This window comes from Streptomyces sp. NPDC046900, assembly GCF_040644975.1.
Classification (GTDB): Bacteria; Actinomycetota; Actinomycetes; order Streptomycetales; family Streptomycetaceae; genus Streptomyces.
Genome location: NZ_JBEYXD010000069.1, coordinates 1 through 24,717, shown reverse-complemented (window position 1 = coordinate 24,717; position 24,717 = coordinate 1). Strand labels below are relative to the sequence as shown.

Genomic DNA, 24,717 nt, shown 5'->3' with positions numbered 1-24,717 from the left:
GCCTGAAGGCCGGGGCATCCTCGGAGGAACCCGGTGATCTGGACCGGCGTCGCTGGCCCTGTTGAGATTCTTCATCACACCCGGGCTGGTGGTGTTGGCGTTGACCTTGAGGGCCTTTGATCGTCCCGGTCTCGCCTTGTCCTGTCTCTGGGGTATTCCATGCTCCGCGTCGGCCTCACCTTCCGGGGGGTGTCATCTCTTCGCGGCGGCGGAAGAGCCTTCGGCGCCGCACGTACAAGGCGACGGCGAGGCTGAGCAGCGGGATGACGACGGCAGCGGCGATGTAGAAGCCGGGGGTGGCCCAGGCCGGCCCCGGCCACACGGACACAGCGACGTCCGCCGCGTCGTCAGCCGGCTCGGTGTCGCCGCTGGGGCGTCTCGGGTCGCTGTCCGAGACCGTGACCCGGCCGCTGCCGTCGGCGCTGTTCTTGTCGATGCGCAGTGTGAACGGGAACGTCGTCGTGGCCCCCACCGCTCCGACGCGCGCCGTGCACACGTACCGTCTGGCACTCGGCTGCCTTGCGGAGGCTTCCGCAAGTGGCGTGCCGTCGGCGGTGACGGCCCGGCAGTCCTGGGCGATCACCTCCTCGTCGCGTTCGAAGCTGTACGGCGACGCCGTGACAGTGGTGCCCTCGGGCACCGTGAAGACGACCTTCACCGCTGCCGTCAGCGAACCGGGGCCGTTGTTCCGCACGCCGATCCGCACGGTGGGGAGACTGCCGATGGGACCGCGCGCTGTGTCGGCGACTGCGGCCAGCTCGCTCCGGTTGTGGACGGTCACGTGGAGCACCTGTGGATCGTCGCCGACTGTGCTCGTCACACCGGCGTCGGCCTGGGAGGCCGGAACGAAATGCAGTGGAGGCCCGCTGCCGGGCCGGTACCTTGATGCGATTTCGGCCGGGGGAACGTAGTCGGTGCCGATGGCATCAGCACTGAAGGTGACGGTCGGATAGGTGGCATCCCGTGCGGCCCGCAAGTGCTCGCGGGCACCCAGGCCGTACGACCGGCCGGGCGGAATGACGACGTCGTCTGCGAGGAGTCGACACCACGCCGAAGTGCCGCCTCGATAGCGGCAGTTGCGGTGCCGGTCGGTCAGGGTGATGCCATCGCGTGCTTCCATGCGCAGGGCCACTCCGCGGGCGGGCACGTCGCCGACGTTGCGTACGGTCAGTCGGACCGACAGGCTCCCGCCAGGTGTCACCGGGCCCGGATCGGGGTGAAGCCTGACCCGGAGCTTCGGTCTGCCGACCACGATGAGGGAGTGACCGCTGACGGGCGGCAGGCCGGGCGCGGTCACGCGGTAGCGCAGCACCGCGGAGTCGCCCGCCTTCGCGCCTTTCGCGGGACTCAGGTGGAAGGCCTGGATGCCCCCTCCACCCGTTGGACCCGCCTGCGTGTCGCAGTGGTAGACGGGCAAGTGGACGACACATGCATCGAGCGCCCGCTTGACGGTGACGATGCCCTTCAGATCACTGGCGTCGAAGGTCACCCTCAGTCTGACCGTCGCACCGCCGGCTCTCTCTTCGACCCGCAGGTCAGATACGGCCTGTTGTGGATCGCGGGAAACGTAGAAGACCGAGGGAACGACCAGCTTCACGTCGGCTGCCCCGCTCGAGGAGCACCCGGAGAGGACGGACGTCATGGCGGCCAGCGAGAGCAGAAGGCCGACGGCAGCCTTGCACGCACGGATGACCGGGCTCGCTTCCCGACTCAAGCTCCTGCGGGGGCGACGGTCCCGCCGCAGAGTGTTCATGTGGCCACCCTGCCAAGTCGAGATCACGGCCACGCCTCGCTACGGTCACGGGTGTCTTGATCGTCACCAGCCGCATGAACCTTGCACTTGTCGGTGCACCGGACCCTGCGCGCGTCGTAGAAGGTGCGTCTTCGTTCGAGTTTGTGGGCAGGAGCCGCGGTCTCTGGGCTCAGAAGGGGTGGCATCGACGTCGGGAGCTTCGCGGGCCGTTAGCCTGTCGGCATGCCTGAGCGTGGCATTCTGGGGCGCAGCGGCATGCGCTCGAAGGTGCCGTCCAGCGCCCACCGCCGAAAGCGGGTGTGCAGCGTGGCCACGGGCCGTATCGCTCCGGCACGTCCCGCCAGGCCGTCCCGGTGCGGAACTTCCACACGATCCCGTTGAGCACCTTGCGGTCGTCCAGCCGCTTCCGGCCACGCAGTGACACCGGCAGCAGGGGTCCGACGAACTCCCGCTCGGCATCGGACAGTTCATGGCGACGTATCACCCAACCATGATCCACCACTCGAGATCTTTTGAAGACACGGCCTAGTCCGGCACCACACCACAACCCCGCTCGCCATCGGCGAGGTCTTCAACACCGTCCACGACTACCGGACACTGATGACCGAGCAATTGATCGACTACGTACGTTCGGCTGTCACCCACTTCGGCGGAGTCACCCCGCTGCGCAAACTCTTCGACCTGGCCGCTGTCTACCAGATCAAGAGCGCCGCGCACGGACCGGAGGACAACTCACCGGTGGGCATGGCCGCTGCACTCCACCTCGACTTGGCGATCCACAACTTCGGCATCCAGGAGTTCTCTGGACACGGCCCGCTGACGGCCGAGGTGTTTCAGCATGACTACACGTTCGCCGACGGTTACCTGCACCCCGGCGAAGCGCCGGGAATCGGCGTGGACGACCAGGGCGGTCGCGGGCGGATGCTGTCCCGGATCGCTGTTGCGTACCACGCGATGCGCCGGCCCGAGGACGCCCTGAACGCTTACCGCGAGGCGGCGGAGGCGCTCGCGGCGGCCAGGGATACCCGGCGGGAGGCCATCGTACAGCTCGGGTTGGCAGCGCAGTTGAGCACCAAGGGACGGCTGCGCGAATCGGTACGGGCCACCTACCGGGCCGCGCTGCTCCTTGCCGGAGCCGAGAACGACCGCGCGCGGGCCGCAGTGAGCAACTACGCCACGACGTTGAGGAAGGCGCGTGCGGCCCTCGACGGACCCTCGATCCACGCGGAGGCGCTAGCGCTGTTCGCGGCACCGGAAGCCGCTGAGCCGCCGGATCCCGCAGCGCCCCCGGGCCCCGGCGCGCAGCCGGACCTTGCCGTGTACCGCGCCCGTACGCTGCTCAGCTTCGGCATGCTGCGGTACCTGCGGGGCGAGTCGGCGCAGGCCGAGGCGTACTACGAGGAGGCGGGGCCGCTCTTCGAGACTCTGGGCGAGGACCACTTCGTTGCGGTGGTCGCGAATAATCTGGGCGGGTGCCTGGCCAGTCAGGGGAAGCACGAACAGGCCCTCACGGCCTGCAAGTCGGCGCTGCGCCGCTATCGGGGACTCGCCGAGCGGGACGGCGAAGCGCAGGCGCTCATGCAGCTCGCCACCCCGCTCGGTGGGACCGGACGCTACGAGGAGGCCGAGGCTGCACTACGGGAGGCGATCGAGATCTTCGACGGCCTCGGCGATGCGCAACGCTTCTCCGCCATGAACAACCTGGGCACCCTGTATGAGGATCAGGGGCGGATGGAGGAGGCTGCGATCTGGTACGGCCGCTCCGCGCGGGGCAAGTGCTCCCCGGCGGCGGAGAATCTGCGCCGGATCACGGAGGCGGGACAGCCCGGCCAATCGTCGGCAACAGCGTGATCTTCCGCTCCTCCGGCCAGGACCTCACCACCGCCAGCACGTACACCGAATGACAACGCCCTGGGCGGCTTTACCGTAGGACCGGTTACGCAGGAAGGGCTTCGGGGTTGGATAATTGACTAACCGTTATGAACTTCCCAAAACCGGGTGAAACCATACTGGTTGAAAAATCTACTCACCGCTCATTGACGGGGTGTCGCCGCGACTGCAATCGTTCTCTGACAACGGTTTCAGCGACGAAACGGGAGATCCGCAGTGAGCACCATCCACGATGTGGCTGCCCGCGCCGGGGTCTCCGCGGCCACCGTCTCCCGGCACCTGCGCGGCCACCGCGTGCGCACCGCGGAGGCGATTCAAGAGGCCATCGACGCGCTGGGCTACCGGCCCAGTATCGCCGCACAGTCGCTGAAGTCCGGACGTACCCACACGATCGGCGTCGTGGTTCCCGACATCACCAACCCGTACTTCGCCGCCGTCGTGAAGGGCATGGAGTCGGCCTCCCGGGACCGTGGGTACCGCATCCTGCTCGCCAACAGCGACGAGAGCAGCGAGCGCGAGGACGACGTGCTCACCGACATGATCCATCAGGTCGACGGCGTGATCCTGGCGCCGGCGACGGAGCAGGACGAGACGCCGCTCCATGTCCGCGACGCGGGCGTGCCGTTGGTGTTCGTGGACCGCGACCTGGCGGGCGGCGAGCACTTCGACGCGGTGCTGGTGAACAACCATGAGGGTGGCCGGCAGGCGGCCTCCCATCTGTTGTCGCTCGGGCACACCCGGATCGCCGCCATCAGCGGCCAGCAGGAAACGACGCCTGGACGGCACCGCCGCGAGGGATTCGTGGAGGCGCTGGCCGACGGCGGCATGGAGCTTCTGCCGGAGTTCGACCTGATCGGTGATTTCCGGGAGGAGAGCGGCTACCAGCTCACGCTGCAGCTGCTGTCCTCGGCCGAGCCGCCCACGGCCGTCTTCACCGCCAACAACCTCATGACCGTCGGCGCGCTGAAGGCGCTGCACGACATGCGCGTCGGCGTCCCCGACCAGGTCAGCGTCATCGGCTTCGACGACCTCGACACCGGACCGCTGCTGAATCCGCCCCTCACCGTCATCGACCGCCCCATGGTCGAGCAGGGCGTCCTCGCCATGCGCCTGCTGCTCCAGCGGCTCGGCCAGGACGACGACCGGGACAGCGGATCACGTCGCATCACACTCGACACCAAGCTCGTCGAGCGCGGCTCCACGGGAGTGCCGCGGCGATAGCCCGGCACTGGCACCCGGCCGGAATCCGACGGGACCCCGGCGCACAAAGGCACAGGCACAACTCCGCAGGGCACAGCCACTCGGCCGTGTCCCTCCCCCGCTCATGCCAAAAACAGGAGGAGGACCGGGATGACCCGGACCGGTGTTCTCGTCGTCGGCAGCATTACCGCGGACGTCACCGCGTTCAGCCGGCGGCTGCCGCAACGCGGCGAAACGGTGCTGGGGGACGACGTCACCCTCGTCCTCGGCGGCAAGGGGGCCAACCAGGCGGTCGCCGCCGCCCGGGCGGGCGCGCCCACCTGGATGGTCGGGTGCGTCGGACAGGACCTCTTCCGGGACATCGCGCTGGAGGGCCTGCGCGCACACGGCGTACAGACTTCCGAGATCCGTACGGTCGAGGGCCGCACCGGCGTCGCTCACATCCGCGTCGACGCTTCCGGTGAGAACGACATCGTCATCACGCCGCTGGCCAACGCCGCCCTCACGCCCGACATGGTCGACGCGAGCATCGCCGAGACCCGGGACCGCACGCGCGTCATGCTGCTCCAACTGGAGGTCCCGGCCGAGGTCACCTGGCACGCCGCGCGGGCGGGGGCCGACGCCGGGTTCACCGTGGTGCTCGATCCGGCTCCCGCGCAGCCGCTGCCGGACGACATCTGGGCGTACGTGGACATCGTCACCCCCAACGAGAGCGAGGCCACCGCCCTGACCGGCATCGCCGTGGACGGTGCCGAGGCCGCCGAGCGGGCTGGCCGCTGGTTCCTCGACCGGGGCGTGTCGCACGCGCTGATCACTCTCGGCGGGTCCGGGGCGGTCTCGGTCACCGCGGAGACGGTCCGGCACGTCCCGGCCTTCCCGGTCACCCCCGTCGACACCACGGCGGCCGGCGACGCCTTCACCGGCGCGCTCGGCGCAGCCCTCGCCGCCGGCCTGGACACCGACGCCGCCGTACGAAGCGCCGTGGCTGCCGGAGCGCTGGCCACCACCCGTCCCGGGGCGAGCTCCTCGATCCCGGACCTGGCCGCGGTCCTCGCCCTGCTCGCCACCGCTGACTCCGCAACCGACCTGGAAGGAGCCGCCTCGTGAGGCGCAACAACGGAACGCTCAACGGGCAGCTCGCCCGGGTCATCTCCGAGATCGGCCACACCGACCAGCTCGTCGTCACCGATGCCGGCCTGCCCATCCCGCCCGGCGTGGAGCGGGTGGACCTGGCCGTCGCCGAGAACCTGCCGCGCTTCCTGGATCTGCTCGACGTGGTCCTGGCCGAGGTGGCGGTGGAGGACGTGCTGCTGTCGGAGGAGATCAAGGAGGCGAGCCCGCAGATGCTCGTCGAGATCGAGAAGCGGTTCGCCGCCCAGGGGGTGGCCCTGCGCTTCGTACCCCACACCACCTTCAAGCAGGCGACCGCCGCCGCACGGGCCGCCGTCCGCTCCGGGGAGTTCACCCCGTACGCGAACGTGCTGCTCACGGCGGGCGTCGTGTACTGAGGAGCCGAGCATGAGGCTACAACTGCGGGACGTCACCAAGTCCTTCGGCGAGAACAGCGTGCTGCGCGGCGTCACCTTCGAGGTCGGTCCGGGCGAGGTAGTGGCCCTGGCCGGGGAGAACGGGGCCGGGAAGTCCACGCTCACCCGAGTCATCTCCGGCGCGCACCAGCCCGATTCCGGGCAGGTCCTCATCGACGACGCGCCCGTGACGTTCAAGAACCCTCAAGGAGCGATGGCCCGGGGCATCGAGGTCATCTACCAGGAGTTCCGGCAGAACCTCTTCCCGCACCTGACGGTCGCCGAGAACATCCACGTCCTCGACCGCGAGCGGCGCTTCGGACGGCTGCTGGTCTCCAGGAAACGGATGGCCCGCGAAGCCCGGTCGGCCCTCGCCGAACTCGGCATGGACGACATCGACGTGCTCAGGCCCGTCGGCACGCTCGGCGTCGCCCAGCAGCAGATGGTCGAAATCGCCAAGGCCACCTCCCACGACCTGCGACTGCTCATCCTCGACGAGCCCACGGCGGCTCTCGACGAGCGCGAGTCGCAGCAACTCTTCGAGCAGGTACGGCGGTTGAGGGCCGAGGGCGTGTCCATCGTCTACATCAGTCACCGTCTCGACGAGATCTTCGAGCTCGCCGACCGCATCGTCGTCCTGCGCGACGGTCTGGTCGCCCTGGACTCGCCGACCGCGAGCACGGGCCCGGCGCAGGTCGTCGCGGCCATGGTCGGCAACACGGTGGACAACTTCTACCCCAAGGAACGCAACGCCAAGGAACAGGTCGTCCTCAAGGTCCGGGGCGCCGGCTCCGGCGCCGCCTTCCAGGGCGTCGACCTCGATGTCCGGGCTGGTGAGGTCCTGGGCATTGGCGGCGTGGTCGGCTGCGGCCGCAGCGACCTGCTGCGCGCACTGTTCGGGCTGGAGCCGCTCACCACCGGGACGGTCGAGGTCGACGGCAGTCCGGTGCCGCTGCGCCGCGTCCAGGACGCCATCGCCTGCCGTATCGCCTACGTCACCCCCGACCGGCAGGCGGAAGGCCTGTGCCCCGACCTGTCAGTGGAGGCCAACATCTCCCTTGCCACGCTGCGCCGTTACACCGGCCCGGCGGATCTCGTACGCCGGGACCGGGAGCGAGAGGCCTGCGGCGAGGTCATGTCCCGACTGCGTGTACGGACCGCCTCGCTCGAGGCCGCGATGGCCTCGCTGTCCGGCGGCAACCAGCAGAAGGCGCTGTTCGCCAAGTGGGTCCTGACCGGACCTCGGGTCCTGCTCCTGGACGAGCCCACCCGAGGGGTGGACGTCGGGGCGAAGACCGAGATCTACCGCATCATCAACCAGCTCACCGCGGACGGTGTCGCCGTCGTCCTGGTGAGTTCCGACCTCCCCGAACTCGTCGCCATGTCCGACCGCGCGGTCGTCATGCGCCAGGGGCGGCTGGTGGCCGAGATGGCCGGCGACCGCCTCAGCGAGCAGTCCGTCCTGGAACACGCATTGGTAGGTGCCGCATGAGCTCCACCCTGAAATCCGTGGCCCGCCAACTGCGGGCGGTATGGATGCTGTTGCTGGTGGGCGTGATCCTCAGCATCGCATCCCCGGTCTTCCTGACCAGCACCAACCTGCTGAACGTCGGGCTGGCCACCTCGGTGGTCGCGCTGCTGGCCATCGGCCAGACGTACGTCATCATCCTGGCCGAGATCGACCTCTCCGTCGGCGCGACCCTCGGCTTCTCCTCCGTGGTGACCGCCCTCGTCCTGCGCGACCACGGGCTGCTGCCCGCCCTGGCAGCGGGACTCGGCGTCGGCGGGGCCGTCGGCCTGGTCAACGGGCTGCTGGTCACCAGGACCCGGATGCCGTCCTTCATCGCCACCCTGGCCATGATGTCCATCCTGTCGGGGATGACGCTCCAGCTGACCGACGGCAATCCGGTCGCCATCGGCAACTACGACTTCCAGGGCATCGGGCAGGACTATCTCGCCGGAATCCCCCTCCCCGTATGGCTGATGGTGGCCGGGTACGCGGTCTTCGGAGTGCTGCTGGCCCGCACCGGCTTCGGCCGCTTCGTCTACGCGACCGGCGACAACCTGGAGGCCGCCCGGCTGTCGGGCATCCGCACCCGGCGCGTCAAGGTCCTCGCCTTCGTGATCAGCGGACTCCTGGCGGCACTCGGCGGCTTCATCCTCACGGCCCGCCTGTCCACCGCCGAGCCCACCGCCGGAACCGGCCTGGAACTGGAGTCGATCGCCGCCGTCATCATCGGCGGCACCAGCCTCGCCGGCGGGCGGGGCAAGCTGCTCGGCACCCTGGTTGGCGCGCTGGTCCTCGGCGTCATCGACAACGGCATGAACCTGCTGGACGTCTCCCCGTTCCTGCAGAGCGTCGTCAAGGGCATGGTCATCCTCCTGGCCGTCTTCCTCGACCGCAACGTCGACGCCCTGCGGGCCATGCTCGCCTGGCGCAAGCCGCCCCTCCCCGCCGAACCCTCGGCGCCGGACACCGCCCCCGCCTCGTCCCCCGTCCCCGCCGCGCGTCACACCCCCTGAAGGAGCCGCACCATGTCTGTCATCCGTACCGCAAGGACGGCTGCCGTATTCGCCGCCGTCACCGCGCTCGCCCTCACAGGCTGCAGCCGGGGCACCCAGAACGCGGCCTCCGGCGCTTCCCCCGGCAAGGCGTCCGGGAACAAGAACGCCACCCTGATCATGAGCACCCTGAACAACCCGTTCTTCGTCAGCGTCGGAAACGGTGCGCGGTCCCAGGCTGCCAAGTCCGGGGTGAAGCTCAGTGTGCAGAACGCCAACAACTCCGACTCCACCGCGCTCAATCTGGCCACCACGGCCGTCTCCAAGCAGGTCGGCGCCCTGATCATCGACCCGGTCAGCAGCACGTCCGCGACGGCGTCCGTCAAGCAGGCCAACAGCGCGAACATCCCTGTGATGGCCTTCGACCGCAAGCCCGACGGCGGCACGCTGTCCTCCTTCATCGGCTACGACGCGATCCAGGCGGGCCGCAACGCGGCGGACGCACTCGCCAAGTCCCTCGGTGAGAAGGGCACGATCGTCGAGATCCAGGGTCTCCTCGGCACCAACGTCGCCCAGGATCGGAGCAAGGGCTTCGAGGAGGAGATCGCCAAGTACCCGAAGATCAAGACCGTCGCCAAGCAGGCCGCCGACTTCGACCGGGCCAAGGCACTCGACGTCATGACCAACATCCTCCAGGCCCACCCCGGCATCGCCGGCGTCTACGCCGCCAACGACGAGATGGCGATGGGCGCCCTCGCCGCCCTCAAGGCCCGCAACCTCGCCGGAAAGGTCCGGCTCGTCGGCAACGACGGCATAGCCGACGCCCTCGCCGCCATCCAGGCCGGCACGATGTACGCCACCAATGCCGAGTCGCCCTACGCCCTCGGCCAGAAGGTCGTCAGCCTCACCGGAAACGTCCTCGACGGCAAGAAGGTAGCGGCCGAGGAGACCCTGCAGGGCAAGCTCGTCACCAAGTCCAACGTCAAGGCGTACGCCCAGTACCTCGTCGGGATCGGCGACTCCGCCGACGTACCGGCCGCGCTTCGCTAACGGCCCGCAGAAGAACAACATACGGGCGAGTGGCGCTCTGACCTACGAGGTCAAGTCTGAAGCCCCACAAGTTAATTCTCGGCGAGCCCTAACGAGCTCACCCGCGATTGATCGGGGTGGGGCCGTGACATGACGAGAGCCGCGCGGGTAGGGAAAGTTGTGAAGCGATCCTGGGCCCGCGCGGCCTTGCCTCATCCTGCCTTCTGTGGCGTGAGTCGCCAACACCTCGGCGAGTTGCTCGATGAACTCGAACCGTTCCTGAACAGTGATCAAAAGTGACCATGAAGATCAATCTGACACTGCACCCATCCCGAACGGTGTTGGATGGGCTGGTCCACCGCGTTCCTGCCGCGTTCAGCACGCACGGATCGTGTCCGTGGTCCGGGTACGCGGGGGCGGTTTCCCTCACGTCCCCGGTCACTGGGTCGGGCCTGGGCGGTCCGATGCCCGCCGGCATCGCTCTGGTGCCGGCGGGGCGGTGCCGTCCGTCGCCTGATCCGGTGGCCGAGGGCGCGTCTGCCGATCGCCACGGCTGCCGCCTGGTGGCGGGTGGCGGGGCGTCGGGGGGTGGCAAGGGGCTGCTGCCAGTGCTGTGCGCCCCATAGGGAGGTGTAGGCGGGATCGACGGCGATCACGCCGAGTCCGGCTTCGGCGCACATCGACAGCAGGCGTGCGCGGAGTTTGCCGGTGGGGATACCGGAGATGAGCGTGCGGAACCGCTTGCGGCGGCCGTGCTTCTCCCGGGTCTTGGAGTCGGCGAAGTCGAGGTCTTCGATCGCGATGGCCTGCACGCCCGTGGCCTTGGCCCAGTGCAGGAGGCGGGTGAGGGCGTGGCGGAGTTGGGCGTCGCGGTGGGTGGCGTTGCCCGACAGGTCGTAGTCGAAGCGGCGTGGCTTGCTTATCGGGTTGCCGTACTCGTCCAACCGCCACGCGGCCAGATGACCGGCGTTGGTGTCCACACCCACCACGCCCTGGGCCCGCAGGGCCTCCAGCGGGACGATCGGCAGGTCCTTCCGGGTCCAGGAGGCATCCAGGTACCAGCGGCCCAAGGTCACGTTGAGGTGGATGCGGTACGCGACGGCCCGGTTGGTTTCGATGCGGTCGCGCCATTCTTCTCCCCGGTGCGGGAAGCTGACGCGAGCGGCGAGGACGTACCGGCCATGCCGGTCGTTGGCCAGATGCGCCAGCGGCGCGGGTAGCTTGATGCTGACCTCGCCGTCGGGGGTGACGCGGATCGTCTCGTTCCCGAAGCGTTTTCCGGACTCCCCGTCAGCGGTCAGGAACCAACGCGTCGTTTCCCACTCCCGCCTCCACTGCTCCTTGGTCTTCTTGGCGGCATCCAGGTTGTGGCGCTGCTTGAGCAGCCGACGGCCGCCGCGCACCACCGACACGCGGCCCGCTTCTCTCTCCGCGTTGACGCGCTCGTACTGGGCTTCAAGGATCGCCAGACGCCGCATCTTGTGGAACCACTCGTTGCGGGAGCGGTAGCCGCCAGGCTGCCTCTTGGAGCCCTTCTCCCCGATCGGCAGGGACAGGCGGTGCCGAATCATGGCGATGCCGGCCTTCTTGCCCATCAGGTCCTGCCACTGGGCGCGACGGGAAAGGCCCCACTGGTCATGCGTGTTCGAGGTGACCGAACCCGCCCAACGCGAGGACGACTTGGCAGTCAACTCCCGCTTTCGGGCGGCCCACGTGTCGGTGGAGTGCTCCAGGCCGTCCCGGCACCTGCGGGCCAGATCCCGCGAGGCCAGACACCCCATGTGCTCACCGACAGCGCGCAGTACCTTCTCGTCCTCGGGCGTCAGGCCCTTGAGGCGGTCGCGGATGCTGACGCCGGACGGCCCGCCTGCGACGAACGGCCGGGCGATCTGCCGCAGCGGCTTCTTGTTCGGCTCAGCCATACTCGGCGGCCTGAAGTGCCTTGCGGGCACGGCTCTTCGCCGAGCCTCGGCCGTACAGGCGGGCGCAGAACGAGGTCAGTATCTCCACCATGTCCCGCACCAGATCGTCTTCAACCTCGCCCTCATCCAGGACGACGAGACGGCGGCCGGTCGCGGACAGAGTGGCTTCGACCAGCTCCACGTTCATGCGGCCGAGGCGGTCTTTGTGCTCGACAACGACCGTGGTCACGGCCGGGTCAGCCAACAGCCGCTTCGCCTTCGACCGGCCCCCGTTCATCCCCGAGCCGATCTCCGACTCCACCCGCACGACACGGTGACCACCCTGGGCGGCCCACTGCACCAGCCGGGACGTCTGCCGCTCAAGATCGGATTTCTGGTCATGCGAGGACACCCGCGCATACAAGCCGACTCCCTCGGCTGGCTGCGGCGCGGCGTTCGCCTCGATGTTCACCAGGATCGTGCGCGGCCCCACCCGTTGCGCAGGGACCGGCAACGTGCCCTCACGGAACCAGCGATACGCGGTACGCGGCGCAACACCCTGCACCCTGGCCCATTCCGTCAGGTTCACACCGAAGACCATACAACACTCATAGACAGCCAACGACACTTGTGGACACTCGAGCTCGAACGGCTCATCACCCCTGAAAGTCGAGCACCTCGACCCCTGGTGGAGCTCCCGCGGAAGACCAGATTCTGCCGAGGCCGTCGGGTCGTTCTCGCGCATCGAAGAACTCGCCAAGGAGCCAGGGAATAGTGGTCCGGGCCGTGCCCAGCAACGTCGTAAGTCGAGAGGTCCGGGACCGAGAGACAGGAGGAGTCAGGACCGGCCGAGAGTCGTCCCTGCGGACTTCAGCGTCTCGCACGCCTCCACGACCCGCTGGGCCATCGCTGCCTCGGCCGGCTTGCCGTAGGCGCGGGGGTCGTACGCCTTCTTGCTGCCGGCCTCGCTGTCGACCTTGAGCACGCTGTCGTAGCTGCTGAGCACGTGGTGGGCAACGGCCCGGGTGAAGGCGTACTGCGTGTCGGTGTCGATGTTCATCTTCACGACCCCGTGCCGCACCGCCTCGTGGATCTCCGCGGGCAGCGACCCGGAGCCTCCGTGGAAGACGAGGTCGAACGGCTTGTCCTTGCCGACCTTGCAGCCGACCTGGTCCTGGATGTCCGCGAGAACGGCAGGCCGCAGCTTGACGTTGCCCGGCTTGTAGACGCCGTGGACGTTGCCGAAGGTGAGCGCGGTGAGGTAGCGGCCATGTTCTCCGACGCCGAGCGCTTCCACGGTGGCCAGCGCATCCTCCACGGTGGAGTACAGCTTGTCGTTGATCTCGTTGACGATCCCGTCCTCTTCGCCGCCGACCACGCCGACCTCGATCTCAAGGATGACCTTGGCGGCGGCGGCGATCTCGAGCAGCTCACGGGCAATGCGGAGGTTCTGCTCGAGCGGGATCGCCGATCCGTCCCACATCTGGGACTGGAACAGCGGCGCCTCGCCCCGGGCGACCCGCTCGGTGGCCAGGGCGAGCAGCGGGCGTACCCAGGTGTCGAGCGACCCCTGGGGGCAGTGGTCGGTGTGCAGCGCTACCTGCACGTCGTAGTGCTTGGCGACCTCATGTGCATAGAGGGCGAGCGCGACCGAGCCGGTGACCTTGTTGTTGATGCCCGCACCGGACAAGTAGTCACCCGCACCGAGCGACACCTGGATGATGCCGTCGCTCTGGGCGTCGGCGAATCCGCGCAGCGCCGCGTTCAGGGTCTGCGACGAGGTGACGTTGATCGCCGGGTAGGCGAAGGCTCCCGCCTTCGCACGGTCGAGCATCTTCGCGTAGACCTCGGGGGTGGCAATGGGCATCGAATTCTCCCCAGTATTCGTGATGGCACAGTGCGGTGCCCGGTCTCAGCGTGGGCAGCCGCAGGACTGGCGGTGCTTCATCTGCGGCTGGATCCGGATTCGGCGAGCTGGAAGGTCCGGTTGGCGCAGGCGGCTCAGCAGCAGCGCGAGGCTCTCTCGACCGATCTCAGCGACTTGCTGGGCCATGGTGGTCAAGCGGGGTTCGAACAGGTCCGCCCACTGGAAGTCGTCGAAGCAGACCAGGGCCACGTCCTCGGGAACCCGCATGCCGAGTTCACGGATGGCACGCATCGCCCCGATGGTCATCGCGTTATTGCCGACGAACAGCCCGGTCGGCGGTGACGGCCTGGTCAGAAGTTCGAGGACCCGGTCGTGGGCCTGTTCAGGGTTGGATCCGCCCTCGACGACGAGCGCGGGGTCGACGCTAAGCCCGTGTGTGACGAGTCCCTCCTGGTACCCTGCGAGGCGTTCGGTGGTGGTGCTCAGGCCGGCCCGGCCGCTGACCATGCCGATGCGTCGGTGTCCGAGCTCTGCGAGGTGCCCGACGAGTTCGGCGGCCGCCGCGGTGTTCTCCGTCGCCACTTGGTCGACCTCGACCGGAGCAGCACGGTCGATGAGCACGACGGGGAACCCGCGCTCCATGAGCTGGGGCAGCGTCGTGTGCGCAGCCTCGGCCGAGGGCGCGATGATCAGACCGTCGATCTGACGGGCTTGCAGCTCACGCACGATGTGCTGCTCGATGTCGCCATCGTCGTGGGTGTCGCCAAGGACCAGGGTGTAGCCCGCAGCGCGGGCGTCCGCCTCGATTGCGTGCACCAGATCGCCGAAGTAGGGGTTGGACAGCAGCGAGATCGCCAGGCCGATCGTGTTGGTGCTCGAGGTGACCAGGGCGCGGGCCACGGCGTTCGGCCGGTAACCCGTGCGCGCGATGGCGGCGAGTACCTGTTCGCGGGTCTCGGGGCGGACCGCCCGAGTCTCGTTGAGCACGTGGGACACCGTGGAGGTCGACACCCCCGCTGCCCGCGCAACATCGGCCATCGTCACCATGGTTGTTGCCCCCCGTCTCCTGTGAAGGGCCCCATACAAGCGCTTGCGCACAAACCTGTCAACGACGCGAAAGCGCTTGCGCAAACGCTTGTCTGACGCGGGACCAGGCGTTACGGTCCCCACCGTTGATCGCTCCTCACGCAGCTGGCCAAAGGAGGCCCACGCATGTCGTACAGAGGTCCACACCGTTCGCCCCACTTCCGTAAGCACGCTGCCCGGGTGACGGCGCTGACCGCCTGCGGCATCCTCACCATGTCGCTGGCCGCGTGCGGCAGTTCCTCGAGCTCCGCATCGAACGGCTCCGGGAGCGCGGTCAAGATCGGGCTGATCACGAAGACCGACAGCAATCCCTATTTCGTCAAACTCCGTGAGTCCGCGCAGGCGGAAGCCAGCAAGCAGGGTGCACAACTGATCGCCCTGGCAGGCAAGTTCGACGGGGACAACGAGGGCCAGGTCTCGGCGATCGAGAACCTCGTCAGCCGCGGTGTCAAGGGCATCTTGATCACACCGAACAGCTCCTCGGGCATCCTCTCGGCGATCAAGCAGGCCCGTGACGCCGGTGTGGTCGTCATAGCCCTGGACACGGCGACCGATCCCGCGAGCGCAGTTGACGCCACTTTTGCCACGGACAACACCGCCGCCGGCAAGCAGCAGGGCCAGTGGGTGAAGGCCAAGCTCGGCGGTCAGGCACCGCACCTCGCCATGCTCGACGGCACCCCCGGCGGAACCGTGGACACCTTCCGCCACGACGGTTTCCTCGCGGGGTTCGGCATCTCGGACAACGACGCCGCGATCGTCGGCAAGGAGAACACCAACGGCGACCAGAACAAGGCCCAGGCGGCGATGGAGAACCTTCTCCAACGCAATGCGACCATCAATGCGCTGTACACGATCAACGAGCCCGCGGCCCGCGGCGCCTACCAGGCCATCTCGGCCAAGGGCCTGGCCTCCAAGGTGGTCGTCGGCTCGATCGACGGGAGCTGCCAGGGCGTTGCCGACGTCAAGGCCGGCAAGGTCGGAGCCACCGTCATGCAATTCCCGAAGAAGATGGCCGAGGGCGGCATCGACGCAGTGGTGAAGTACGCCAAGGACGGCACGAAGCCCTCCGGGTTCCAGGACACCGGTTCCCAGCTCATCACGGACCAGCCAATGCCCGGCCTGCCCTCCAAGAACAGCACGTGGGGCGCGGCGAACTGCTGGGGCTAATCCACTGACCACAGGCTGGGAGGCGCCGCCGGATTGCGCCTCCCAGCCGTCCTCACCACCTGGAGTCCCCCATGGCCTCGGCCGCCACCGCTCCGCGCACGGACCGCGCGGGCACCTTGGACACGATCATCCGCCGCCCCATCGTCGGGCCACTGGCCGCACTGCTCATCGCCTGTGCGGTTTTCACCCTCATCACGGACAACTTCCTGGCCATAGGCAACCTGTCCCTGATCCTGCAGCAGTGCATCGTGGTCGGGATGCTGGCCGTCGGCCAGACGCTGGTCGTCCTCACGGCCGGCATCGACCTGTCGGTCGGCGCCATCGCGGTGCTCGGCACGATCGTCCTCGCGAAGCTCGCCGGCCACGGCGCCCCGCTCGCTCTGCTGCTCACCCTCGTTCTCTGCGCCGCGCTCGGCGGCCTCAACGGCACCCTCGTCACCGTGCTGCGGCTGCCACCCTTCATCGTCACGCTCGGTTCGTTCACCGTGCTGGCGGCCGTGACCCAGCTGTACGCCGGCTCCAGCACCTACCCGGTCCAGTCGCAGTTGCTCACCGCGACAGGCACGAGCGTGCACCTCGGCGGCGTCTCGTTGACCTACGGCATACTTCTGATGCTGGCCCTGTACGCCACCGCCTGGTACGCGCTGACGCAGACGGCGTGGGGCAAGCACGTCTATGCCGTCGGCGACAACGTGGAGGCGGCACGCCTGACAGGGATCAAGGTCAGCCGCAATCTGCTCAGCGTCTACATCGCGACGGGTATCGTCTGCGGGCTCGCTGCCTGGGCGGCCCTGGGCCGCATTCCAAACGCCGACCCGAACGCCTACCAGAACGCCAACCTGGAGAGCATCACCGCGGTCGTCATCGGAGGCACCAGCCTGTTCGGCGGCCGCGGAGGAGTCGGTGGGACCCTGCTCGGCACCCTCATCGTCGGAGTCCTGCGCAACGGGCTGACCCTGGCCGGCATCGACAACCTCTACCAGAACGTAGCCACCGGCATCCTCGTCATCCTCGCGGTGGCCGTCGACCAGTTCGCCCGTAGGAGGAACAAGTGAACCCGGCACCCCGCGACCAAGCCGACGCCGGGCAACCCGTGCTCGAGGCTCGCAACATCGTCAAGCGCTACGGGCATGTCACCGCGATCGACGGGGCCGACTTCGACCTGCGCGCCGGCGAAGTGCTGGCGGTCGTCGGGGACAACGGAGCCGGCAAGTCCAGCCTGATCAAAGCGCTTTCCGGTGCGATCGTCCCCGACTCGGGCCAGCTGCTGATGGAGGGCGTCCCAGTGCACTTCCGCAGCCCGCTGGACGCCCGCCGCAACGGGATCGAACCGGTCTACCAAGATCTCGCCGTCGCTCCCGCCCTCGATATCGCCAGCAACCTCTACCTCGGCCGGGAGATCCGGAGGACCTCCCTCTGGGGCCGGCTGTTCCGACGGCTGGACCAACCCCGCATGCGCGCCCAGTCCGCCCAGCACATGAGCGACCTCAAGATCGGGATCCGGTCGATGACCCAGCCGGTCGAGACCCTCTCCGGGGGGCAGCGCCAGGCCGTCGCGGTCGCGCGAGCCGCCGCGTTCGGAACCCGCGTCGTCATCCTCGACGAGCCCACGGCGGCGCTTGGGGTGCGCGAGTCCGGCATGGTCCTGGACATGATCCGCGAAATCCGCGACCGCGGCATCCCGGTGGTACTCATCAGCCACAACATGCCGCACGTGTTCGAGATCGCCGACCGCATCCACATCCACCGCCTGGGCAGGCGCCTCACCGTGGTCCGGCCGCAGGACCGGGCGATGTCCGAGGTGGTCGCCCTCATGACCGGCGCCATCTCCCCCGAGCAGACGGCCGAGCACACCGGTGCCGAGTAAGACGGTGCGCGGACTCTTCGTCGGCCTGGCGACCCTGGACACGATCTACCGCGTTGCGTCGCCGCCCGGCCCGAATCAGAAGACGACCGCGCACAGTCAGGAACTCGCCGCCGGAGGCCCTGCCGCCAACGCCGCTTTGACGTTCGCGGCGCTGGGCGGACAGGCGACACTGGTGACAAGCCTCGGTAGCCACGTTCTCGCCCGCTTCGCCGCCGCAGAGCTGCAAGAGCGGCAGGTGGCGGTCCGTGACGCCGCCCGGGACTACACGGGCACCCCCGCCGTCTCCAGCATCTACGTCAGCGACGGCTCCGGGGAGCGCTCGGTCGTCTCGGTGAACGCCGCGCACCAGGACATACCGGTACCGGACTGGCTACCCGAGGCCCTCGACGGCGCCGACGTCGTGCTGCTCGACGGCCATCATCCCCGGCTCGCCGTGGCCGCGGCCCGGCTGGCACATGAGGCGCGGGTCCCGGTGGTCCTCGACGCCGGAAGCTGGAAACCCGTGTACGAGGAGCTGATCCCCTGTACGAGTTTCGCGGTGTGCTCCGCGGACCTACGGGTGCCCGCCAGCGACGACGCAGCCACAGCGCTGCTCCGCCGAGGGGTGCCCATGGTCGCCGTGACCCACGGCCCAGACCCCGTGCACTGGTCGTCTCGCAACGCCCGGGGCACCGTCGAGGTGCCCGGCGTGGAGGCGCGCGACACGCTTGGCGCCGGCGACGTGTTTCACGGGGCCTTCGCCTACGCGCTGGCACGCACACCGTCCGCTCTGCCCGGGCCGCTGCTGCGGTTCGCCGCGCATGTCGCGGCACTTCGGTGCACGGTACCCGGTCCACGCAGGTGGCTGGACACGCCGGAGTTCACGGAGCTCACGGTGCTCGCGAACCGCTTGGGCGACCGCTGACCCCCTCGACGCACGTCTTCCTCATCATGCCGCCGCGCGCGGCAGCCGCACAGAACCGCACGACCGAAGGACCAGGCATGCCGCAGCTGACCGAACACTCCCTCGACCAGCTCGTCAATCGAGCCCGTTCCCTGGTGGTATCGGGACAACGACGCATACTCGGCATCACCGGGGCCCCGGGCGCGGGGAAGTCCACCCTTGCCCACGCGCTGGTGCGGGAGCTGGCCCCGCATGCGGTGCTGGTCTCAATGGACGGCTACCACCTCGCCAACGCGGTGCTCGAGCAACTCGGCCGCCGACCCCGCAAGGGGGCCGAAGACACCTTCGACGCTGCCGGCTACGTCTCGTTGCTGCGCAGGCTGCACCGCCAGCAGGAGACTGTGGTCTACGCACCCGAGTTCCGCCGGGAGATCGAGGAACCCATCGCAGGAGCCATCCCCGTTGCACGGGAGGTACCGCTGGTCGTGACGGAAGGAAACTACCTCCTTGTGGACCGCGGGGCATGGGCACCGGTCCGTCACCTGCTCGACGAGACATGGTTCCTCGCCCCCGAGGACGACCTCAGGCTGCTCCGGCTGGCCCGCCGCCACGAGGCGTTCGGAAAGAACCCAGTCGAGGCGGAGCGCTGGGCCCGGGGCAGCGATCAGCGCAACGCTGACTTGATCGACACCACCCGCGATCGGGCCGACCTCCTCGTGCGCTTGACCGACCAGGTGGCTGCCGCGACGACGGGAGACACACAGCGGCTGATCTAGAAATCGTCCGGCGTTTTGATAGCGCTGTTGGGCGGTCAGGCCGGGGTGGTCGTCAGCCGATTGAGCGACTTTGCGGTCCGGTGGAGGACTATCCGCACACGCCGGCAATGCCCTAGAGCGCCGGGGCCGTGCAGAGCCGGTTTGAAATAGGTGCTGCAGGAGGCCGGTTGAGGACGCTTTGGCTGCCGAGGGGCCGCCCACTCTGCGTCCGTCATGTCCGACGGATACCGGCGCACCCGATCTGGATGATCAGCCGCGTTGCCGTACACATGCGCGAGGCAATCACACGATGGAGCGGCCGAGTTGAACTGGACGGACTCGGACGCGTACAACAACGACACCAGGGCCTCCCGGCATTGCTCGGTTCGATTCGCATCCCCGAGCTACCGAGAGGCCCTGCTCTCATGCGTGCACAACGGGAAGATCACCCCGACGGGAAACCTGTTCGACCGGCACGTTCCATGGTCGGTTGAGATACGGCTTCTTATGACCCCAGCGGGATTGAGATGCTCGTCATCGGCCGCCACCGGGTCAGGCGCCGGTATGACCAGCCGCACGACGACCTCGACCATCTCGCCGACGAACTCCACCTGCACCGCCCGGCTCTCCTCCACGGACCCGGCACCCTGGACGACCTGCAAGATCCAGACCACCTCAGGGCCGCCGAGAGCGGTGACCCAGATGTCCTGCAAGCCGAGTTTGAGAAACTCACCGCCGAGGTCGCCGCACGCCGCGCCGCCCTCTCCAGGCCCCGCATGACCTGCGCACTGTTTTGGCCCGAGCCGGAGTTCACCGAACTCCTTGCTCGGTGGCCCGTGCTGGAAGATGCTTACGGAGCCGATCACCACGATCACATCCGCCGCGTCGAGGAGATCCTGCTCCGCCTGTCCGAGGAAGGCGAACCGCATCTGGGCATCGCCCAGGGCAGCGTCAGCGACTTCGAGGAATTCATCCATAACGAGGCCCTCTCCCCGCAGGACGCAGGCACCCGGGCCGAATACGCCGCCGACCTCGCGGCCCGAGGCCAGGCCCACACATGGCCCCCACCCCGCAACAGTCCCTGCTGGTGCGGCTCTGTGCGCAAGTACAAGAAATGCTGCGGCAACCCTGCCCTGACCTGACCGAAAATCATCGGCAGGCGCGCCCTGGGGCACCGCATCCGGCGACGGACGGCACCGCCTCCTGCCCACCAGAGCGATGGACAGCAGCATCGGACCGCCCAGGCCAGACACGGCACCCCAGGGCGTGAGGGAGCCCGCCCCCGCATCCCCGGACCACGGACACGATCCGTGTCGCCGGACGCGGCGCGAACGCGGACGACCATGCATCCACAACCGTTCGGGATGCGCCAGTTGACCAGGATTGGGCACAAGACTCACTCCTGCTCACTGATCAGGAAGGTCTCATCCGTTCAGGTCACGCTGCAGCGGCGCTCAGGTCAGGTCCACTGGCCGGGAGGGCCAAGCGGGCACGATCTCGGAGTAGTCGCCGATCCGCCCAGGGAACCTTGGCGTGCGTTTCTCCAGGAAGGACGTCACCCCCTCGGTCGCGTCCGGGCTCTGTCCGAGATGGAAGATCGCCTGCGAGTCAAGGCGGTGTGCCTCCCAGGGCGTCGTTGCGCCGAGCATGGACCACAGCATCTGGCGCGCCAGTGATACCGACACGGCCGAGGTGTTCTCGGCGATTTCGGCGGCGAGGGAGTGCGCGGCCGACAGCAGCGTGTCGCCCGGCATCACCCGCGACACCAGTCTTCCGGCAAGCGCCTCCCCTGGGTGGCGGACGGCATGGCGGCAGCGGACGACGGGGGCTCAGAGTGCTTGTTCGGGGTGCTGCTGCACGCGGACAAAGCCAGCGCGGCGCACAGTCCCGCGGCCGCTGTAGCGGGCGCGTGCCTTCGGATGCGAGTGCGAGTGAACCTTGCTGGGCGGCCTGGCGTTGGTGTCACCTTGTCTCCCCCTGGCGATCCCGTGCAATGCGGCCGCTGGCTGGGGCTGCGCAGGTGCGTCGCAGTCCGTTCGCGGCTGGTGGAGCTGTGGTTCTGCGTTTGCGATAGTAGAAGGTTACGCATATGTCTGATCGAATTTGACCGAACTTCGTTGTCACGTGGGTAATTTGGCTCAAACTCAGCCACAGAACTCATTTGCTTGGGTAAACTTTCAACTTACTCACAGGGCGTACCAGGGGCACTGGTCTCCTCCGGCGAGCGGCGGCCACACGTCTGCGGCGGGTCCGTGGTGTTCGAGGTCTTCGAGGATTGCGGCGCCGAGGCGTACGTCGCGGGCGAGGGCGGCGACGAGCGGGTGCTGGGCGGTCATGGCTTGTAGATCGCTAATCCGGTGGCGCAGGACGTACTGGGAGGCGCCGGTCAGCACGAATAGGACCCGGGGGAAGAGGGGATACCAGCGCAGCCAGGCGGCGCGTAGCGCTCCAGCAGCAGCGTCCCCCAGTCCTCCAGGGGAAACAGGGACAGCACTTGCTTGCGCTCGTCCTCCGTCACGGAGCCCCGGTCGAACTCGCCCGCCGCCGCCCGCGCATCCACCCCACCCGTCATACGGCCATGATGTCCGAGGTCGTTAGTGTTGCCCCATGAGCGCATTGGACACGGCCGAGCTCGAGGCCATGATCGACGAGGCGACTGTCGACGCCTACAACGAGGACGAGCAGCTGACAGGTCTGTTCACCATGCTTGAGGAGCATCTCGACCTGCCCTTCACCACTGTGGCTCTCGGCGTCGAGGTGACCGTGGGCGGCATCGACCTCACGCCGGACGGAAGGATCGTCGCCCTGTGCTCTCGCGGCCGCATGCGGCAGTCGATCGGAATCCTGGATCTGCCGTTGCCCAGCCCGGCGCCCGAGGGTGCGCAGTGGATCGAGGCGTACCGTCACTGGGCCGGTTGAGGCCGGCACCTCGCACCCACGCGGAACCGGCTTGTGTGGAAGGGCTGAACATGGCTGACGCCGAACAGGGCACGCACAGGGAAGTCGGCGAACGGTCGCTGACCGACCTCATCGAGCGCAGTGCCGAGTTGAAAGGGCAGCTGGTCGCCTTCGGGCAGAGCGCCCACTTCGACCGGTGGTTGACGCCCCTCCTGCTTCAGGCCGCAGGGCCTGAGCGGCAGCTGGACGAGGGCGAGGCGATCCGGATCGTCGACCACTTCATCCTGCGCTACCGCCTGCCGGACGGTTCGACCGTGGTGGACCGGTTCGTCGCCGGGCGGAAGGACTTGACCGCCCTCGACCGGGAGATGCTGCTCGGCTGGCGCGACCCGGTCGAGGGCATCTTCGAGATCCAACGCAAGGAAAAGGACGCCGTCGTCCTGCTGAACCTGCTCGACGACCTGGAGTACCGCACGTACTCGAATGTCGGACGGGCGGCGTTCCGAGGAGTGTCCAAGGGGAGCTTCCTTCACACCTGCCTGGTACCGGTTCACCCGGCCGGCGGGGCGTGGCTGGTGTCCGGGGCGATGTCGAGCTACCCCAAGTCCAGCGCGACCGAGATCGCCCAGGCCGCTCTCCAACTGGCCACCAGCCGACCCGAACTGGTCTTCCACAACCCCCAGAAGGTCGATCAGGGGTGGCAGGCGATGCGGGAGGACCGGACCGCGTTCGTCGAGTTCTGCGGCGGCGACGAACTGGCCCTTCCGCCTGCCGAAGCCGAGGATCTCCTCAACGCCTACTACCGCCACCGCCAAGAGGCCGCCGTCGCCAAACAGCCCGACCGCGCCCGAGGCAGGCGGCTGCCCGGCCTGGACCTGCCCTTCTTCGAGTTGCCGCCCGAACTGGCGGGCTCGGACAGCATCGGTGTCATCTACGACCAAGTCGACGGGCTCAACTTCTACGCGGACTACGGAATGCTCCAAGACCTCTTCGCGGACCCGGCGCTCGGGGGCCGCAGGCAGTACCAGGACCTGCTGCGCACGTACCTGCGCGAGGAGTCGATCGGGCCGCTGCCGATCCGCCGGCTGGCTGCCGCTCACCCGGAGACAGTCGACACTGTGTTCCGAAAGCTGCTGCGCAAGCCCGAATTCACCTGGTGCGAGCACGGCGAGGCGCTGCTGCGCCGACGTAAGCCCTGGTATTACGCGAACGAGCCCCGCCCTGGTGTCTCCGTCATCGGCGACCGCCTCAGTGCGCTTGCCGCCGGCCGTCGATAGTCACCGTTCACGCGGCCGTGACTGCGGCGCAACACCGGTCGGTGCAGCGGGTGAGGCCGAAGCGGTACCGCTTCGAGGTGGGTGGGCCCAGGTTGCCCGCCCGCAGGTTGGTGTTGCGCGTGGCGTAGGCGTCGACGACCTTCTTCACGGCCCGCACCACCGGCTGCGCGGACAGCGCGAACGTCGCCTTCAGATCCGCATACATTGCTTTCTGCAGGCCATTGCGGTCCTTCAATTCCTTGGCGAAGGCAACCTGCGAGGCATGGGTGGCGGCCCGGTTGCAGGGTCGCCTCGAGCGCCGAGGCCTGTTCCGGCGCCGGCAGTGATGCGGCAGGCAGCCGGGCTGTCTGCCGCGACAGCCCGCCGCCTGGCGGTTCTTACTCGGCTTGCTTGGACTGCGTCTGCTCCGGGTCGAGTGTGGCCGTCTGCTCGGCTGCGTTGGGGGCCGTGTAGTAGACGGAGGCGCCCTGCTTGGCGCGGCGGGCCAGGTTCTTTGCGACGAGGCCCTCGAGGGTGGTGCGCACGACGGTGGCCTTGATGCCACGCTCGGGGTGGGCCGTGGCCAGTGCCGTGGTCACGTCGGCCGCGGAGCGCGGGTCGCTGTGTCCGGTGAGGTGGCGACGGACGAGTTCGACCAGCGTGAGCTGGGCCGTCTTCACGGCAGCGGCCTTGCTCGCGGGCTTCTTGGCCGTGGTGCGGCTAGGCGCGGCGGTGTCCGCCTTCTTGGCTCGCGTCCGCTTGCCCGCACCGGTGTCAGCAGCGGCCTTTGTGCGAGGAGCAGGCACCGTGGTGCTGTCCAGGGCTGCCGCAGGCGGAATAGGGGCCGGTGAAATACCCAGCGCCTGCTGCACATTGACCAGCACCAAATGGTCGGACTGCAGAGCAGCCAACTGCTCCTGCAATCCCGCAATCTCCGCGCTGATGCGGTCCTGCTCCTTGACGTTGCGTTCCAGGTCGCCGGTCACCTGGGCGGCGTACTGTGACGTCAGCCCCGTAACAGCGATCGTGCTCTCCGACATGGTGAGGTGACCCCCGGAGTGTGGACACGGGGTTCATGCTGCGAGTGAGAGTCTAGCTTCCTTGTGGTGTTGCTGTTCGAACTCCAGTGGTGAGAGG

25 protein-coding genes and 4 pseudogenes are annotated in these 24,717 nt (G+C 68.3%); 17 read left to right on the top strand and 12 right to left on the bottom strand.

Annotated elements, in window-relative coordinates:
• Window positions 1–175 precede the first annotated feature (175 nt).
• Both ABZ904_RS38770 and ABZ904_RS38765 read right to left on the bottom strand, forming a co-directional pair.
• Window positions 176–1,714 (bottom strand): hypothetical protein, encoded by a 1,539-nt coding sequence (locus ABZ904_RS38770; protein WP_361828835.1) that lies wholly within the window; start codon window positions 1,712–1,714, stop codon window positions 176–178.
• Window positions 1,715–1,922: 208 nt separating this feature from the next.
• Window positions 1,923–2,237: a transposase gene (locus tag ABZ904_RS38765; RefSeq protein WP_359409359.1), complete on the bottom strand. Its 315-nt coding sequence runs from the start codon at window positions 2,235–2,237 to the stop codon at window positions 1,923–1,925.
• Between the two features lie 41 nt (window positions 2,238–2,278).
• On the opposite strand from ABZ904_RS38765, the pseudogene ABZ904_RS38760 reads away from it, so the two are divergent.
• From ABZ904_RS38760 to ABZ904_RS38725, 8 genes and pseudogenes are all read left to right on the top strand, one after another.
• A pseudogene (locus ABZ904_RS38760) lies at window positions 2,279–2,653 on the top strand (enolase C-terminal domain-like protein); the annotation flags it as partial.
• Window positions 2,654–2,674: 21 nt separating this feature from the next.
• On the top strand, window positions 2,675–3,604 hold the full coding sequence (locus ABZ904_RS38755) for a tetratricopeptide repeat protein (protein ID WP_361828857.1): 930 nt from the start codon (window positions 2,675–2,677) through the stop codon (window positions 3,602–3,604).
• 255 nt (window positions 3,605–3,859) lie between these two features.
• Window positions 3,860–4,864, top strand: a complete 1,005-nt coding sequence (locus ABZ904_RS38750; RefSeq protein WP_359409357.1) for a LacI family DNA-binding transcriptional regulator — start codon at window positions 3,860–3,862, stop codon at window positions 4,862–4,864.
• Between the two features lie 129 nt (window positions 4,865–4,993).
• Complete coding sequence (rbsK, locus tag ABZ904_RS38745; protein WP_361828833.1) at window positions 4,994–5,950, top strand: ribokinase; 957 nt, start codon at window positions 4,994–4,996, stop codon at window positions 5,948–5,950.
• The gene (gene rbsD, locus ABZ904_RS38740) at window positions 5,947–6,351 is read left to right on the top strand and encodes a D-ribose pyranase (protein WP_359409353.1); all 405 of its coding nucleotides are present in this window, start codon (window positions 5,947–5,949) and stop codon (window positions 6,349–6,351) included. Before rbsK ends, rbsD begins: the two co-directional genes overlap by 4 nt.
• Window positions 6,352–6,361: 10 nt before the next feature.
• The gene (locus tag ABZ904_RS38735) at window positions 6,362–7,861 is read left to right on the top strand and encodes a sugar ABC transporter ATP-binding protein (RefSeq protein ID WP_361828830.1); all 1,500 of its coding nucleotides are present in this window, start codon (window positions 6,362–6,364) and stop codon (window positions 7,859–7,861) included.
• Complete coding sequence (locus ABZ904_RS38730) at window positions 7,858–8,892, top strand: ABC transporter permease (protein ID WP_361828828.1); 1,035 nt, start codon at window positions 7,858–7,860, stop codon at window positions 8,890–8,892. Before ABZ904_RS38735 ends, ABZ904_RS38730 begins: the two co-directional genes overlap by 4 nt.
• Before the next feature lie 12 nt (window positions 8,893–8,904).
• Window positions 8,905–9,921 carry a substrate-binding domain-containing protein gene (locus ABZ904_RS38725; protein ID WP_361003670.1) on the top strand — a complete coding sequence of 339 codons (1,017 nt, stop codon included), beginning with the start codon at window positions 8,905–8,907 and terminating at the stop codon, window positions 9,919–9,921.
• A 269-nt stretch (window positions 9,922–10,190) separates the two neighbouring features.
• Here ABZ904_RS38725 and ABZ904_RS38720 read toward each other — a convergent pair whose 3' ends face one another.
• The 4 genes from ABZ904_RS38720 to ABZ904_RS38705 all read right to left on the bottom strand — a co-directional run bounded on the left by ABZ904_RS38720 (window position 10,191) and on the right by ABZ904_RS38705 (window position 14,706).
• Complete coding sequence (locus tag ABZ904_RS38720; protein WP_361828826.1) at window positions 10,191–11,822, bottom strand: IS200/IS605 family accessory protein TnpB-related protein; 1,632 nt, start codon at window positions 11,820–11,822, stop codon at window positions 10,191–10,193.
• A complete protein-coding gene (locus tag ABZ904_RS38715; protein WP_361828824.1) occupies window positions 11,815–12,390 on the bottom strand; it encodes an IS607 family transposase in 576 nt (191 codons plus the stop codon). Before ABZ904_RS38715 ends, ABZ904_RS38720 begins: the two co-directional genes overlap by 8 nt.
• 249 nt (window positions 12,391–12,639) lie before the next feature.
• Entirely contained in the window at window positions 12,640–13,668 is a 1,029-nt protein-coding gene (gene fbaA, locus ABZ904_RS38710; protein WP_361828822.1) for a class II fructose-bisphosphate aldolase, read from the bottom strand.
• Between the two features lie 45 nt (window positions 13,669–13,713).
• Entirely contained in the window at window positions 13,714–14,706 is a 993-nt protein-coding gene (locus tag ABZ904_RS38705) for a LacI family DNA-binding transcriptional regulator (protein WP_361828820.1), read from the bottom strand.
• Window positions 14,707–14,880: 174 nt separating this feature from the next.
• On the opposite strand from ABZ904_RS38705, the gene ABZ904_RS38700 reads away from it, so the two are divergent.
• The 5 genes from ABZ904_RS38700 (at window position 14,881) to ABZ904_RS38680 (ending at window position 19,447) form a co-directional block, all read left to right on the top strand.
• Window positions 14,881–15,921, top strand: a complete 1,041-nt coding sequence (locus ABZ904_RS38700) for a substrate-binding domain-containing protein (RefSeq protein ID WP_361828818.1) — start codon at window positions 14,881–14,883, stop codon at window positions 15,919–15,921.
• Window positions 15,922–15,992: 71 nt separating this feature from the next.
• Entirely contained in the window at window positions 15,993–16,976 is a 984-nt protein-coding gene (locus ABZ904_RS38695; protein ID WP_361828816.1) for an ABC transporter permease, read from the top strand.
• Window positions 16,973–17,788, top strand: a complete 816-nt coding sequence (locus ABZ904_RS38690; protein ID WP_361828814.1) for an ATP-binding cassette domain-containing protein — start codon at window positions 16,973–16,975, stop codon at window positions 17,786–17,788. Before ABZ904_RS38695 ends, ABZ904_RS38690 begins: the two co-directional genes overlap by 4 nt.
• A 4-nt stretch (window positions 17,789–17,792) precedes the next feature.
• Complete coding sequence (locus tag ABZ904_RS38685; RefSeq protein WP_361828812.1) at window positions 17,793–18,692, top strand: PfkB family carbohydrate kinase; 900 nt, start codon at window positions 17,793–17,795, stop codon at window positions 18,690–18,692.
• A gap of 77 nt (window positions 18,693–18,769) precedes the next feature.
• Window positions 18,770–19,447 carry a nucleoside/nucleotide kinase family protein gene (locus tag ABZ904_RS38680; RefSeq protein ID WP_361828810.1) on the top strand — a complete coding sequence of 226 codons (678 nt, stop codon included), beginning with the start codon at window positions 18,770–18,772 and terminating at the stop codon, window positions 19,445–19,447.
• Window positions 19,448–19,830: 383 nt separating this feature from the next.
• On the opposite strand, the gene ABZ904_RS38675 is transcribed toward ABZ904_RS38680, so the two are convergent.
• Window positions 19,831–20,403 (bottom strand): hypothetical protein, encoded by a 573-nt coding sequence (locus ABZ904_RS38675; protein WP_361828861.1) that lies wholly within the window; start codon window positions 20,401–20,403, stop codon window positions 19,831–19,833.
• Between ABZ904_RS38675 and ABZ904_RS38670 the strand changes: the two genes are divergently transcribed.
• Both ABZ904_RS38670 and ABZ904_RS38665 read left to right on the top strand, forming a co-directional pair.
• Entirely contained in the window at window positions 20,302–20,568 is a 267-nt protein-coding gene (locus ABZ904_RS38670) for an SEC-C metal-binding domain-containing protein (protein WP_361828855.1), read from the top strand. The genes ABZ904_RS38675 and ABZ904_RS38670 overlap by 102 nt on opposite strands.
• 9 nt (window positions 20,569–20,577) lie before the next feature.
• Window positions 20,578–20,840: pseudogene (locus ABZ904_RS38665) on the top strand (IS200/IS605 family accessory protein TnpB-related protein); the annotation flags it as partial.
• Window positions 20,841–20,880: 40 nt separating this feature from the next.
• Here the strand turns inward: ABZ904_RS38665 and ABZ904_RS38660 are convergent.
• The 3 genes and pseudogenes from ABZ904_RS38660 to ABZ904_RS38650 form a co-directional block, all read right to left on the bottom strand.
• Window positions 20,881–21,204 (bottom strand): annotated as a pseudogene (locus ABZ904_RS38660) (enoyl-CoA hydratase-related protein); the annotation flags it as partial.
• A 408-nt stretch (window positions 21,205–21,612) separates the two neighbouring features.
• A pseudogene (locus ABZ904_RS38655) lies at window positions 21,613–21,861 on the bottom strand (hypothetical protein); the annotation flags it as partial.
• Entirely contained in the window at window positions 21,813–21,998 is a 186-nt protein-coding gene (locus ABZ904_RS38650; RefSeq protein ID WP_361828808.1) for a hypothetical protein, read from the bottom strand. The gene ABZ904_RS38650 and the pseudogene ABZ904_RS38655, both read right to left, overlap by 49 nt.
• Window positions 21,999–22,033: 35 nt before the next feature.
• On the opposite strand from ABZ904_RS38650, the gene ABZ904_RS38645 reads away from it, so the two are divergent.
• Both ABZ904_RS38645 and ABZ904_RS38640 read left to right on the top strand, forming a co-directional pair.
• Window positions 22,034–22,345: a calcium-binding protein gene (locus ABZ904_RS38645; protein WP_361828806.1), complete on the top strand. Its 312-nt coding sequence runs from the start codon at window positions 22,034–22,036 to the stop codon at window positions 22,343–22,345.
• Between the two features lie 50 nt (window positions 22,346–22,395).
• Window positions 22,396–23,601 (top strand): hypothetical protein, encoded by a 1,206-nt coding sequence (locus ABZ904_RS38640; RefSeq protein ID WP_361828804.1) that lies wholly within the window; start codon window positions 22,396–22,398, stop codon window positions 23,599–23,601.
• A 7-nt stretch (window positions 23,602–23,608) separates the two neighbouring features.
• On the opposite strand, the gene ABZ904_RS38635 is transcribed toward ABZ904_RS38640, so the two are convergent.
• Window positions 23,609–23,836 (bottom strand): hypothetical protein, encoded by a 228-nt coding sequence (locus ABZ904_RS38635; RefSeq protein ID WP_361828802.1) that lies wholly within the window; start codon window positions 23,834–23,836, stop codon window positions 23,609–23,611.
• Window positions 23,837–23,978: 142 nt separating this feature from the next.
• Window positions 23,979–24,620, bottom strand: coding sequence for a hypothetical protein (locus ABZ904_RS38630; protein WP_361828800.1), 642 nt, complete (start codon window positions 24,618–24,620; stop codon window positions 23,979–23,981).
• Window positions 24,621–24,717 lie beyond the last annotated feature (97 nt).

Excerpts from the sequence above, each read along its gene's own strand:
- ABZ904_RS38755 (WP_361828857.1), top strand. The coding sequence starts at position 2,675 with ATGCTGTCCCGGATCGCTGTTGCGTACCACGCGATGCGCCGGCCCGAG.
- rbsK (WP_361828833.1), top strand. The coding sequence starts at position 4,994 with ATGACCCGGACCGGTGTTCTCGTCGTCGGCAGCATTACCGCGGACGTC.
- ABZ904_RS38735 (WP_361828830.1), top strand. The coding sequence starts at position 6,362 with ATGAGGCTACAACTGCGGGACGTCACCAAGTCCTTCGGCGAGAACAGC.
- ABZ904_RS38730 (WP_361828828.1), top strand. The coding sequence starts at position 7,858 with ATGAGCTCCACCCTGAAATCCGTGGCCCGCCAACTGCGGGCGGTATGG.
- ABZ904_RS38725 (WP_361003670.1), top strand. The coding sequence starts at position 8,905 with ATGTCTGTCATCCGTACCGCAAGGACGGCTGCCGTATTCGCCGCCGTC.
- ABZ904_RS38720 (WP_361828826.1), bottom strand. The coding sequence starts at position 11,822 with ATGGCTGAGCCGAACAAGAAGCCGCTGCGGCAGATCGCCCGGCCGTTC.
- fbaA (WP_361828822.1), bottom strand. The coding sequence starts at position 13,668 with ATGCCCATTGCCACCCCCGAGGTCTACGCGAAGATGCTCGACCGTGCG.
- ABZ904_RS38705 (WP_361828820.1), bottom strand. The coding sequence starts at position 14,706 with ATGGCCGATGTTGCGCGGGCAGCGGGGGTGTCGACCTCCACGGTGTCC.
- ABZ904_RS38700 (WP_361828818.1), top strand. The coding sequence starts at position 14,881 with ATGTCGTACAGAGGTCCACACCGTTCGCCCCACTTCCGTAAGCACGCT.
- ABZ904_RS38695 (WP_361828816.1), top strand. The coding sequence starts at position 15,993 with ATGGCCTCGGCCGCCACCGCTCCGCGCACGGACCGCGCGGGCACCTTG.
- ABZ904_RS38680 (WP_361828810.1), top strand. The coding sequence starts at position 18,770 with ATGCCGCAGCTGACCGAACACTCCCTCGACCAGCTCGTCAATCGAGCC.
- ABZ904_RS38675 (WP_361828861.1), bottom strand. The coding sequence starts at position 20,403 with ATGGATGAATTCCTCGAAGTCGCTGACGCTGCCCTGGGCGATGCCCAG.
- ABZ904_RS38650 (WP_361828808.1), bottom strand. The coding sequence starts at position 21,998 with ATGACGGGTGGGGTGGATGCGCGGGCGGCGGCGGGCGAGTTCGACCGG.
- ABZ904_RS38645 (WP_361828806.1), top strand. The coding sequence starts at position 22,034 with ATGAGCGCATTGGACACGGCCGAGCTCGAGGCCATGATCGACGAGGCG.
- ABZ904_RS38640 (WP_361828804.1), top strand. The coding sequence starts at position 22,396 with ATGGCTGACGCCGAACAGGGCACGCACAGGGAAGTCGGCGAACGGTCG.
- ABZ904_RS38630 (WP_361828800.1), bottom strand. The coding sequence starts at position 24,620 with ATGTCGGAGAGCACGATCGCTGTTACGGGGCTGACGTCACAGTACGCC.